This window comes from Methylobacterium sp. J-072, assembly GCF_022829425.1.
GTDB lineage: Bacteria > Pseudomonadota > Alphaproteobacteria > Rhizobiales > Beijerinckiaceae > Methylobacterium.
Genome location: NZ_JAKSYK010000224.1, coordinates 22,000 through 34,124, shown reverse-complemented (window position 1 = coordinate 34,124; position 12,125 = coordinate 22,000). Strand labels below are relative to the sequence as shown.

General features: G+C 69.6%; 9 protein-coding genes. 3 read left to right on the top strand and 6 right to left on the bottom strand.

Going from position 1 to position 12,125, the window contains the following annotated elements; translation table 11 throughout:
- Window positions 1–18 precede the first annotated feature (18 nt).
- Window positions 19–1,080: a polysaccharide deacetylase family protein gene (locus MKK67_RS30345; RefSeq protein WP_243972514.1), complete on the bottom strand. Its 1,062-nt coding sequence runs from the start codon at window positions 1,078–1,080 to the stop codon at window positions 19–21.
- A 237-nt stretch (window positions 1,081–1,317) separates the two neighbouring features.
- Between MKK67_RS30345 and MKK67_RS30340 the strand changes: the two genes are divergently transcribed.
- A complete protein-coding gene (locus MKK67_RS30340) occupies window positions 1,318–2,505 on the top strand; it encodes a GNAT family N-acetyltransferase (RefSeq protein ID WP_243972512.1) in 1,188 nt (395 codons plus the stop codon).
- Between the two features lie 425 nt (window positions 2,506–2,930).
- Here the strand turns inward: MKK67_RS30340 and MKK67_RS30335 are convergent, their stop codons facing one another.
- Window positions 2,931–5,159 (bottom strand): GumC family protein, encoded by a 2,229-nt coding sequence (locus tag MKK67_RS30335; RefSeq protein WP_243972511.1) that lies wholly within the window; start codon window positions 5,157–5,159, stop codon window positions 2,931–2,933.
- A 187-nt stretch (window positions 5,160–5,346) separates the two neighbouring features.
- Here MKK67_RS30335 and MKK67_RS30330 point away from each other — a divergent pair, with 187 nt between their 5' ends.
- Window positions 5,347–5,925 (top strand): polysaccharide biosynthesis/export family protein, encoded by a 579-nt coding sequence (locus MKK67_RS30330; RefSeq protein WP_243972756.1) that lies wholly within the window; start codon window positions 5,347–5,349, stop codon window positions 5,923–5,925.
- 231 nt (window positions 5,926–6,156) lie between these two features.
- Here MKK67_RS30330 and MKK67_RS30325 read toward each other — a convergent pair whose 3' ends face one another.
- Together MKK67_RS30325 and MKK67_RS30320 are read right to left on the bottom strand one after the other, a co-directional pair.
- Window positions 6,157–6,792 carry a hypothetical protein gene (locus tag MKK67_RS30325; RefSeq protein ID WP_243972506.1) on the bottom strand — a complete coding sequence of 212 codons (636 nt, stop codon included), beginning with the start codon at window positions 6,790–6,792 and terminating at the stop codon, window positions 6,157–6,159.
- 301 nt (window positions 6,793–7,093) lie between these two features.
- Window positions 7,094–7,342: a hypothetical protein gene (locus tag MKK67_RS30320; protein ID WP_243940950.1), complete on the bottom strand. Its 249-nt coding sequence runs from the start codon at window positions 7,340–7,342 to the stop codon at window positions 7,094–7,096.
- Window positions 7,343–7,611: 269 nt separating this feature from the next.
- On the opposite strand from MKK67_RS30320, the gene MKK67_RS30315 reads away from it, so the two are divergent.
- A complete protein-coding gene (locus tag MKK67_RS30315) occupies window positions 7,612–7,827 on the top strand; it encodes a hypothetical protein (protein ID WP_007563892.1) in 216 nt (71 codons plus the stop codon).
- A gap of 108 nt (window positions 7,828–7,935) precedes the next feature.
- Here MKK67_RS30315 and MKK67_RS30310 read toward each other — a convergent pair whose 3' ends face one another.
- Window positions 7,936–8,982: a hypothetical protein gene (locus MKK67_RS30310; protein WP_409568463.1), complete on the bottom strand. Its 1,047-nt coding sequence runs from the start codon at window positions 8,980–8,982 to the stop codon at window positions 7,936–7,938.
- Between the two features lie 26 nt (window positions 8,983–9,008).
- Entirely contained in the window at window positions 9,009–12,050 is a 3,042-nt protein-coding gene (locus MKK67_RS30305; RefSeq protein WP_243972497.1) for a penicillin-binding protein 1A, read from the bottom strand.
- Window positions 12,051–12,125 lie beyond the last annotated feature (75 nt).

The window sequence follows — 12,125 nt, the reverse complement described above, 5'->3', positions numbered from 1 at the left end:
CGGCTCCGGCAGAGAGCGTCAGGCGACGTTGAGCCGCCGGCCCCGGTTCCAGGCCAGGAACGGTACCCCGGATAGCAACCCCGCCAACGCCGCGCGCGATTGATGGCAGCCGTTGATCGAGACGCGCGGCAAGGCGTGCAGGTGGCCGGCATGCTCGGCAAAGAGATGCCCGGGCCGGGTCGTCACGGCGGTGGCGAATCCGTGTTTCTGCGCCAGCGCGAATTCCCGGGGGCCGGCCGAAGTCGGATCGCCCACCGGGTAGGAGAGGTGCCGCACGGGCCGGCCGAGCTCGGCTTCGATGCGAGCACGACCCGCGGCGATCTCGTGCGTCGCGGCGGCCGCGTCATGCTTGGCGAGCATCGGATGGCTGACCGTGTGTGCCCCGATGGTCACCGCTGGGTCCCGGGCCAGATCGTGCAGCTCGGCCCAGGACAGGCACAGCTCGGCCGCGATCGCGCCCGGCGCGAAGCCCGCCTGTCGGCACAAATCGGCGATCCGGTCCAGCAGGTCGGCCTCGCTCCCGCGGCGCAGGTCGCGGTAGAGCGCCTCGAAGGCCAGCGCCTTCTCCTGGGGGCTGCGGGCCGGCAGGTCGAGGCTACGCCCATGGATGTCGATCCGCACCCGGTCGAGCCGCGCGATCGCCCGCTCAAGCTCGATCCACCACAGGCGGCCGCCCTGGTCGGCGAAGCCGCTGGTCACGAACAGGGTCCACGGGACGCGGTGGCGTTGCAGCACCGGGCGGGCATGCTCGACGTTGTCGCGATAGCCGTCATCAAACGTCAGGACCGCGAAGGGCGGCTCGTAGCCCGGCGCGGCGAGCCGGTCCGGCACGGCATCGAGGCTGATAATCTCGAAGCCGCGGGCATCGAGCTCGCGCAGGGTCTGGTCGAGGAAGTCCGGGGTGATGCTGAGCAGCCGGTTCGGCGCGAAGGCCGGGACGGGATCGGGGCTGACATGGTGGAAGGTCAGGATCACCCCGAGGCCGCGGGCGGCGGGGGCCAGCCAGCGATCGGCGCCGAGCGCCTGAATCGCGCGGAAGCCGGATGCGAACACCCGATGCTTGGCCCGCGAGGAGATCATAGCTTCGACCCATTCGGGCCGCGCGGCCCTGGCGGAGCAGCCATCACCCGCCGCGGTAAAGAAAGCTGAAAGCCGCGCCCGGTCTGTAGTTCAGCCGGAAGATTGTATTAGCCAAAGTCGCGATTTACAGCGCCACGCGGGCACGCAACAGCGTCGAAGTCACCGGCCATTCAGTGCATGCCCCGCAAGGTCGGCTTTCGGCTTCGGGCGCTGCCCGGCGCAGCGGGAGATTCGGGTATGGCGACCGGCGTCCAGATGGCGGGAACGGACATGATCGGTGCGCGCGCGTCCGGAACCCTGACCGCAGAGGTGTTCTCTGATCTCGCGGCAGTCGAAGCCCTGTGGCGGCGGCTCGACTCCGATCCGGCGAGCCTGCACACGCCCTATCAGCGGTTCGACTGGGTCGCCGCCTATCTGCGGGCGACCGGCACCGAGGCCGAGGCCCGCATCGTCGTCTTGCGGGATGTGGGGGGCCGCCCTCGGATCCTGCTGCCGCTGGTGCTCGCGCGGACCTTCGGGCTCACTGTGGCGCGGATCGTCGGCGACACGCATGCGAACTACCACATGCCGCTCTTCGCCACCCGGGACGCGGCGGCGATCTCCCCCGGCGAGGTGACCGCCGCCCTGATCCGCGCCGGGCGGCCGGCCGGCATCGACGTCTACGCGCTGCGGCATCAGCCCCGCATGTGGGAGGGCGCGGCCAACCCTCTTGCCGAAGGCGGCGAACCCGAGGCCAGCGATGCCTATGGGCTGATGCTCGGCCCCGACCCCGAGGCGACGGTGCGCCGGGTGTTCAGCGCCGATGCCCGCAAAAAGCTGCGCTCGAAGGAGAAGCGCCTGATCGAGGCCAAGGGCGCCCTGGCGTATCGCCGGGCCGAGACGCCCGAGGAGGCGGCCCGGTATCTCGCGGCATTCTTCGCCCACAAGGCGGTGCGGTTCGCCGGGATGGGCGTCGCCGACCCCTACGCCGCCGAGCCGATCCGCCGATTCCTGACCGCAGCCGCATCCGGCACCGATCCGGCGGTCGAGATCCACGCCCTGTGCCTGGCCGAGAGCGGGCGCGTGCTCGCGACCTTCGGGGGCGCCGTGAGCGATCACCGCTTCAGCGGCATGATGACGGCGTTCGATCCCGATCCGGAGGTGGCCCGGTTCAGCCCCGGCGATCTGCTGCTGCAGCACCTCGTCGCCGACCAGACCGCGCGGGGCCGGCAAGGGTTCGATCTCGGGGTCGGCGAGGCACGCTACAAGGCCAGCATCTGCGACGAGACCATCGGTCTGGTCGAGACGATCGTGCCGGTGAGCCTGCGGGGCCGCGCCTACGGGCTGGCGCGGCTCGGCCTGACCCGCACGAAGCGCCGGATCAAGCGCGACCCGCGCCTTTACGCCGCCGTGGCGCGTCTGCGGAAGCTGACGCGCAGGTCGTGACGCCGGTTCGGTTCGCGTTGCGCGGGGTCATACGAGGGGATGGGACGCGCCTAGTCGTCAGCGGCGGCGTTCCAACTCAACCCCCTCATCCTGAGGCGGCGGAGCGAAGCGGAGACCTCGAAGGAGGCCTCCAGCTGGCCGCGCGATCCCTGGAGGGCTCCTTCGAGGCTACTGCGCAGCACCTCAGGATGAGGGCTACGATGTTCACACCTCGGCTTGCAAAGTCCGCCACGCGCCCCCTCTCCCGTGCGGGAGAGGGTTGGGGTGAGGGACCAGGTTTTTCCGGAAAGCGCGCATCCCTCACCCTGTCCCTCTCCCGCACGGGAGAGGGGACCCGCGCCACATCCGCGAATGTATGAATCTGATAGGGATGGGGGGATAGAGCCTGTGGCCTCGGGCCCGGGCTCGCTCGGCGCGCGCTCGTTTCAAGCGGCGTTAAGCCGGAGTTCCGGAGTTGACCGGTCGCCCGCCGCGTCGTGCTCGGCCGAACGGTCCTGCGCGACCAGAACCTGCCCGGCGCCCGCATCCTCCGCGATGGCGTAGAGGTCGGCCAGGGCCGGATCCTTGGCGGAGGCGTTCGAGGCGATGATCACGCTGTACATATAGCCGGCCGCCAGTTCGAGCAGATCGACGGCGCCCGGAGTGGCATGCAGCCGGCAGACCACCCAATCATAGGCTTCCGCCAGGGCCTCGAAGGTCAGGGTCAAGGCGTCCGGCTCGGCGAACAGCACGGAGGCCTCGGCGCGGCCGGCCTCAATCCGGTGCACACTGCTGCCGGGCGCCGGCTGGATCACGTCGAGGAAGGCGGCGTCTCCCGCCACCAGATCGGTGAAGCCGAGATCGGCGCTGGCGCCGTTCAGATCGACGGTGACGAGGCTGGTCTTGCGACCCAGCGCGCGAACCAGCGCGTCGTGCAGGGCCTCGCCGCCGTGGGAAACCTCCGTTTCCATGACCAGCACGCGGCAGCCGGTGCGATCACCGGGTTCGCGGGCCACGGCCGAGATCCGGGCGATCAGCGGCGCGAGGTCATAGGCCTCCGCGGGCGCCCGAGGGGCGGCCGGCAGCGCGACCGGAGCCGCCGCGACGGTCGCCGGCTCGGCCTCGGTCGCGGCCTCGGACCAATGCGCCGGGGGCATCGCCTCCGGGAAGGCGAAGCCCGGGCGGTCCAGCTCCGGTTCGCGGCGCGCAGGCCGGTCCGCCGGATCGAGATCGGTATCCTTCTCGGTGCGGCCGGATTCGGACAGCAGCGCGCTCGCCAGCACGCCGCCGACCGCGAGCATCAGGGTCACCAGCGTCGCGAAACCGATGATCGGCAGCTTCTTCGGGAAGGAGGGCACTTCCGGGGTCACAGCGCGCGAGACGATGCGGGCATCGGCGGGCGTGGCGCTCTCGCCGTCGCGGGCGGCGGCCTCGCGGTAGCGGGACAGGTAGGATTCGAGCTGCTCGCGCTGCGCCTTGGCCTCCCGCTCCAGGGCCCGGAGCTGGATCTCGCTGGCATTGCCCTTCACCACCACGTCCTGCTGGCCGTCGACGGCGGCCTGCAGGCTCTCGACCCGGGAGCCCGCGATCTTGGCGTCGTTCTCCAGGGTGCGGACCACGCGCTCGGCCGAGGTCTTGATCTGGGCGTCGAGGTCTTCGAGCTGGGCGCGCAGCTCCTTGATCCGCGGATGGGCCGGCAGCAGCGTGCGCGATTCCAGCGCGAGCTGCGCCCGCACGGCGATGCGGTTGTCGACGATGCGCCGGATCACCTCGTTGTTGGCGACCTCGGTGATCTCGTAGGCGCGGCCGTCCTTGATCAGGTCCTTGATCGCCTTCACACGGCCGGCGAGGTCGGCCTTCAGGATCCGGGCCTGGGAAAGCTGGCTGGACAACTCGCCGAGCTGCTGGGTGGTCAGCGGCTGGCCGGTGGCGCCGCCGCTGCCGACCAAGCCGTTCTTGGCGCGGAACGCCTCAACCTTCGCCTCGGCCTCGGCGACGCGCTTGCGCAAGCCGTCGATGTTGCCGCCGAGCCAGGAGGAGGCGTAGCGGGCGGTATCGACCTTGTCGGCCTCAAGCGAGGAAATGTAGAGCTGCGCGATGGTGTTGGCGCCCTCGGCCGCGAGCTTGGCGTCCTTGGCGCGGAACTCGATCGCCAGGATCCGCGACTTGCCGGCCGGATAGACCAGCAGGTGCTCGAAATAGGAATCGAGCACCCGGTCCTCGGCCGGGCGGTCGAGCGGGTTGGCGCCGATGCCGAGCATCATCAGCACGCGCTGGACCGGGCCGATGCTGCTCGAACCGGGATCGAATTCCGGATTGCCCACGAGCTTGAGCCGGCGGATCGCCTCCCGGGCGAGGTCGCGCGACATCACAACCTGGACCTGGCTCGCCACCGCCTGCTCGTCGATCGGCGCGAGCTGGTCGGTGCGCTCCTGCGCGGTCCGGGCGAAGGCCGGATCGCGGCTTTCCAGGATCAGCTTCGCCTCGCCGGTGTAGCGCGGGCTCACGACGTTGACGAAGACGCTCGCGCCCAGCGCCACCACCAGGGTCGGCCCGACGATCCAGCCGATCGACCGGCGCAGGATCTGCGGCACCTGCGCGAGGCCGACGCCCTCCCGGGTGCTGGACCGCTGTGCGGGCACGGCGGGGAGCGAGCGCAGGCTGATACGAGACATGAGACGCTCTGAGCACGAAGGCCGACGGGACGGCACGCGGCGCCATCCGCCACTATTAGAGGTCGTTAAGGTTGCTTGAGCGTTAAGAAAGCTTGCGCGCCGGCCTATTCGGGACCGGGCACCCCGATGCTCAATGTTCATTAACCTTAACGGCCTACACCACGGCGACTTGGCACCCATGACGGCGATGGTGATGAACCGGCGCGCTCTGTTTCTCGCTCTTGGCTCGACTCTGGCGCTCGGCGGCTGCCTGCGTCCGACCTTCCGCACCGACCAGCTCGATGCCACCGGCACCGGCTCGATCGGGGCGCGCTACCCGCTCTCGGCGGGCGACAAATTGCGGGTGATCGTGTTCGGGCAGGACAACCTGTCGAACATCTACGCCGTGGATGGGGCCGGCAAGATTGCGATGCCGCTGATCGGCACCGTCCAGGTCGGCGGCCAGACCACCGGGCAGGCGGCCCGGGCGATCGAGGCCAAGCTCGCCTCCGGCTTCGTGCGCGAGCCGCACGTGACGGTCGAGGTCGACACCTACCGGCCGTTCTATATCCTCGGCGAGGTCACGACCTCCGGCCAGTACCCGTTCGTCAACGGCATGACGGTGGAGACCGCCGTGGCGATCGCCGCCGGCTTTGGGCCGCGGGCCGCCCGGGACTACGCGGTTCTGACGCGCGATACCGGGAGCGGGTTGGTCTCCGGCATCGTGCCGATGACCTACTCGGTCCGCCCCGGCGATACGATCGTCGTCAAGGAACGCTTTTTCTGAGAGCCTGTTCGGTTTTGCAATCTCAGCCGCCTGCCGGTGAAGGCAGGTCCACATCCCGGCCGCTCCCTCATCCTGAGGTGCCGCAGCGAAGCGGAGGCCTCGAAGGAGCCCTCCAGGGATCGCGCGGCTGGCTGGAGGGCTCCTTCGAGGCTCGCTGCGCTCACACCTCAGGATGAGGTCGCGGGTAGGACCCTCGGGTCGAACACTGTCTTTTCGGAAGCCGGCTGCCGATTACGGCGCGGTTTTCCAAACGTTGATCACCCGCATCGCAGTCTGCTGCGACGGGATCGGGGTCGCCATCGGCGGCGTGGATTGGGGTCCGCGCGCCACGACCCGGCGGGCTTCGTTCGCGGGCGACGCACCGACAGGCGTGAACAGCCCGGCCAGTTGCTTGCGGGTCCCCTTGCTGACGAAGCGCGAGGTGTGGGCCGGCTCGAAATCGCGCATGGCGTGGCGCGTGTCGGGATTGCCGGTGAAGACCTTCGCTCCGGTGTTCAGGACGACGATGTCCCCGGGCAGGAGCGTCTCGTCCTTCAGGAGCGCCGCGGCCGCGCCGCCCTTCATGTCGATGGGCGTCTGACGGTCGCTGACTTCCGGCTCCTTGGCGCGGATTCGCACCGGGAGCGCCGCGTACCGGGTCTGGAGGCGGTGGCGGGCGCTGCCGAGCCGCGGTGTCGAGCGACGGTAGACGGCGCGGTCGTCGAGAGCGCCCGGGGGTTGGGCCTGCTGCACCGGCTGCGGCGCCGGCCGGGCGCCGAACAGCATCTCCAGGAACCCGACTTCCGCTGCCTGCGCCTGGATCACGGTTCCAGCGAGGAGCCCGGCGGCAGTGATGACGGCCAACGTGCTGCCCGTGCGAAACCTCATGACGTCCTCCGGAACCAGCGTCGCTTTCGAGCGCCCGACACTCAACCGCAAGCTGCGCGGGAGGGTTCCGGAATATTAAGGTTTCGGCGTCGAACCTCGAAGGACCACGGATGGGATGTGGTCTTCGTTCGGATCGACCGAAGATCTATTGTGCAAAACCGTTCCGGTTACACCGATGTCGCGGATCGGGCACAACCGTTATGATGCACACGCCGGCCAAACCCGCCGGTTCCTGAACGGGGCGGAGCCGCATCTGTCGAACGCGGGCCATGGCCCGGCACGGCGTCGGACCAAAAAACCGCTAGGCCGGGGCGACCTGCTCGCCCTCGCCGATGCAGTCGAGGGCCCGCTCCACGGCGCCGACGGCGTCGAGGAGATGCTGAACCGTGCGCTCGACTTCGAGCGCCGGACGGCCCATCGCCGCGGCGCGGGCACTCACGTCCTCGAGCTGCTCCAGCAGGGCGAGGAGGTCGCCGGCCACGGTCACGACCTCGCAGCGGGCGAGGCGGGTGACGGTCGGGCGCGGCCGGAAGGGCAGGACGTTGCTCATCGCCGACGGTTCTGGCCCGAAAGGACCCGGATTCGCCAGGGGGAGGGGCCGTACTTCCGGCAATTGCCGGCCTCTATCCGCCGCTAACGCGTGGAAAGGTAGATTTTCCGTGGCCGCCGCGCATCGGAGGCGGCGGAATCGGTTTACGCCTCGCCGCCGGTCTTGACGGACTTGTCGCGGCCCTGACCATGCCGCCACCGACTCTTCAAACTGCGATTCGGCGGCGGATAGCAATCCCTCGCGCGGTTCAGCATCGCCCAGGATCAATCATGCGCTTTACCCTTCTCGCGGTCTCGTTCCTGGCGGTCGGCGGGCTCTGCGCCTGCAACACCGACAGCCCGGACGGGCGCAGCGGTTTGGCCGAGAGCTTCCGGCTCGACAATTACCGGGCCTCGAACGACACCAACGGCACCCAGACACGGCGCGACGTGAACCGCGCCTACACGCAGCCGACCCTGCCTTCGATCGGCAACCGCGGGTTCTGATCCCGAGCGCCGCGTCCCGGATATGAGATCAACGACGCGGCACTCGGGTTTTGCTTGTGCATCGTCCCGAAAGCCGGCGACCGCCTTTCGGGACGATGCTCCGGCCGCTCAGCGCTTCGCGATCGCGTCCGCGAAGGTGGTGATGCGGTTGCGGGCGTAGACCGGCAGGCCGGCGCTGATCGAGTTGCCGGTGTTGAAGCTCGAATTGCCCATCAGCACCTGGGCCGGCAGCAGGTTCTTCAGCACCGGCACCCGGGCGTATTCGGCCTTGCGGTCGAGGACATCGGCCTTGATCGCCAGCGCCATGTAGGTGGTCACCACGGTCTTGGTCGGATCGTTCGGCAGTGGCTGGAACACGGCCAGGAACTTGCCGAAGCGCAGGATCTGGTTGACCCAGAAGATCGTCTGCTCCAGCCCGCCCGTCACCGTGGTGTCGATCTTTGTGAGCGCCTTGAGCGGTGCGCCCTGGTCGGGGCCGAGCACCCGCAGCTCGCTCTGGAACGAGACGTACTCGGCGATTTTTTTGGCCGAGCCCTCTTCGAGCTTGTTGGCGAGCTTCACGCCGAGCGGCAGCTTGCCTTCGAGGTCGTAGCGCGACTCGATGCAGGCGCCGGCGGCCTCGCACCAGGGGCGGTCCGGACGCTTGGCGAAGGCAGCGGCCGGGTCCTTGTTCGGGGTGACCTCGCCGGTGCTGATCGTCTTGTGCTTGATCGCCGGGTCCATCTTCTGGACGAAGCCCAGATTGGCGAAGGCCTGGAGGTCGATCGCCTCGGCCGGACGCGGCACCACGAACCGGCCTTCCGCCACGTAGACTTTCAGGGTCTCGTGTCGGGGCTTGGTCACGCCGTTCACCGTCACCGTGTAGTCCGGCTCCTTGTAGCCGGGGAAGGGCGCCAGCACCGCGGCCTCGGCCGAGCGTGTCCGCAGCCAGTCCAGGTACGGGATCAAGCCGTTCTCCGGCGCCGTGGGGTTGTCGCGGTGATCCGTGAACAGAATCTGCCCGGGCTTGATCGCGACCGGATCGAGGGCGGTGACCGAGGGCACCTCCCTGATCCGCTCCGAGCCCGGCACCGTGTTGGCGGCGGGCGTCTGGGCGCAGACTGGGCTGGCAGCGGTCAGGGCGAGGGCGAGGGCGGCAGGAAGCTGCGTGCGCAACGGGCGTCTCATCGATCGAGGGGCGGTCAGTAGCCCGGGTCTTCGCCGAACAGGTAATCCGGGTCGCGGCGGCGGGGCCGGCGCGCATCCTCGTCCCCGAAGGGCGAGCGCGCGGTCTGGCCCGGCCAGGGCCTGTAGGCGTCCTGGCCGTAGGAATCCAGATCGCCCTGCGCACGGCGGCTGCGCGGCGGCTGGCGCTCGCCGAACGGGTCGAGGGGATCCGGTGCGGGGCGCTCGCCGGTCATGGTGCCGTCGACATCGCCCGCGACGCTGGCCCCGTCCTCGGCGCCGTTGAGATCACCGTCCTCGGCATCGGGCCGCATGGCGTAGAGGGTCTCGCGCGGCACCAGGCGGAACTGGGTGTCGGCCATCTTGCCGTCGCCGCTCGTGCGGAAATGCTCGAGGAAACCGCCGCCCGCGACCCGCTGGCCGCTATGGGGATCGATCGGCAGGTCGGCGATGAACGGGCGCGCCTCGGAGGAGGGGCCCCGCAGCGGCGTCTTCGGGACGCCGTTCGCCCAGGCGGCCTGCAGGATGTTGGAGGCGATCGGCACCGAGACATGGCCGCCGGTCTGGCCTCGGCCCAGCGTCTTGCGGCTGCCGTCGGCGTTGTCGTAGCCGACCCAGACCACCACGGTGATCTCGTTGGTGAAGCCGGCGAACCAGGCGTCGTTCTCGTTCTCGGAGGTGCCGGTCTTGCCGGCGACGTAGGTCGACACCTTGGACAGAGCCGCCGCGGTTCCGTGCTGAGTCACGCCCTGCAGCATGGTCTTGAGTTGGTAGAACGCCACCCGGTCGGCCGAGCCGATCCGCACCGGCTCGCGGGGGGCGTGGGTGTAGAGCGCCTTGCCGTCCCGCTCGACCGCTTCGAGCGCGTAGACCGCCGGGCGGGCACCCTCGTTGGCCACCGCCGCGTAGAAGCCCGCGAGATCCAGCATCCGCACCGGCTGCGCGCCGAGCACGAACGGGTAATAGGGCTCGCACTCGGCGTAGATCTGCGCTTCGAGGGCGATGTCGCAGACCCGCTTCAGGCTGGCCGGAGCCTTCGGCGCAATGCCGCCCTGAAGCAGCCGGGCGGTGACGAGGTTCTTCGAGAATTCGAGGCCTCTTCGCAGAGTCGTCGGACCGGAGCCGCCGCCCTCGTAATTCTTCGGCGACCAGGATTCGCCCGAACCGCTGATCGGCGGCAGGGTCACCGCCGAATCGAGCACCAGCGTGTTGGGCTGGAGCCCGGCATTCAGCGCGGCGAGGTAGGTGAGGGGCTTCAGGGTCGAGCCCGGCTGGCGCACCGCCTGGGTGACCCGGTTGAGCTGGCTCATCGGATAGGAGAAGCCACCGGCCATCGCCAGGATTCGGCCGGTCTGGTTCTCCAGCACCAGGGCGGCGCCCTGGACGGTCGGCCGGACCCGGAGCTGCGCCCTGGGTGCGCCGCGCCCCTCGGCGAGCTTCACCCGGACCACGTCGTAGAGTTGCAACCGGTTGCGGGCGATGCCCGGGTCCAGGATGGCGGTGCGGCCGTCCGCGAGGCCGACCTTCACCGGCCCGCGGCCGGCTTCCAGCACCACCGCGACGGGCCAGTGCACGTCGTACAAAGTCGGCCGGGCGCTCTCCAGCGCCCGCAGCCAGACGGGCTTGACCTGCGGCGCCGCCGCGACCTTGGGCCGGGACGCCTTCGCGCTCGGCTTCGTCTCCGGCTTGGCCGCCTCCTTGGCGGGCTCCACTCGGGCGCCGGTCACCCCGGGGGCGGTCTGGACCGAGCCTTCCGGCGCGGGCGTCGCCGCCTGGATCCGGCGGATGCTGTCGGCGAGGTTAAGCTCCGGACCCGTATAGGTCTGGCGCCCGGTCCCGCGCTCGTAAGTGGCGAGCCCGTCCTGCAACGCCCCTTCGACGGCGCGCTGGAGCCCCGCATTGATGGTCGAGCGCACGGTGAACGAGCCGGCGGTGAGCGTATCCACCCCCGCGAAGGTGCGCGCCTCGCGGTTCAGGTAATCGACGACGTAGAATCCCGAATCGCGCCGTGTCGCGTCGACCGGCTTCAGGCCGAGATCGGCGTTCACCGCACTCGTCATCTCGGCTTCGGTGATCGTGCCCTCTTCCTTGAGACGCGCGAGCACGTAGGCGCGCCGCTCGCGCGCCCGCTCCGGGTACTTGTCCGGGCTGTAGAAGTTCGGCCCCTTGGGCATGCCGGCGAGCAGGGCCGCTTCCGTCAGGGTAAGCTGCCCGACCGATTTGCCGAAATAACTCTGCGCCGCCATCTCGATGCCGTAGGCGCCGCGGCCGAGATAGATGCCGTTGAGGTAGAGCCCGAGGATCTGCGGCTTCGTCAGGATCCGCTCCAGGCGGGCCGCCACGATCATCTCGCGGATCTTGCGCTCGTAGGTGACGTCGTCGCCGACCGAGAGGTTCTTCACCACCTGCTGGGTGATGGTCGAACCGCCCGCCGGGCGCCCGGGTGAGGCGAGGTTGCCGATGAAGGCGCGGATCACCCCGCGCTCGTCGATGCCGTGGTGGCTCTCGAAGCGCTTGTCTTCCGCCGCGATGAACGCCTTCTGCACCAGGTTCGGCACCGACGTGATCGGCACCACGAGGCGGCGGCCGTTCGGCTCGAAGGTCTCGGCGAAGGGCTTGCCCGAACCGTCGAGGATGCGGGTCATGCCGGGCAGCACCTTGTCCCGGAGCGCCTCGGCGGTGGGCAGGTCCTTGGTGGCGTTGTCGTAGAATTCGATGACCTCGCGGGCATTGAACGGCGAGATCGCCGGATTCTCGCCCTTGCAGAACTGCTTGTAGCTCGTGTTCAGCTCGTCGAGGTTGAGCCCGTGCAGGATCTTCGGCGCCCCCGGCCCGGCGACGCTGGTCGGATCCTCCATCGCGGTGGTGATCAGCTCGTCGAGGTTGATGTCCTCGATGTCGAACGCCTTGCGCATGTGGGCGCAGCCGTCGCGCAGCAGCCGCACGACCTCGGCCTGGTCGGTGAACGGGTCGAACTGGGTCCGCACCGCGTCCGGCCGCGTGGTGACCTGGCTCAGCGTCAGGGCCGTCGCGAACAGCTTGATCAGGATGGCGTTCATGCGGTCCGGATTTGGGGGCGAGTCAGGGCCCGGCCGGGATAGCGCTACGCCGGGGCTGGTGGATAGGCGCTCCAC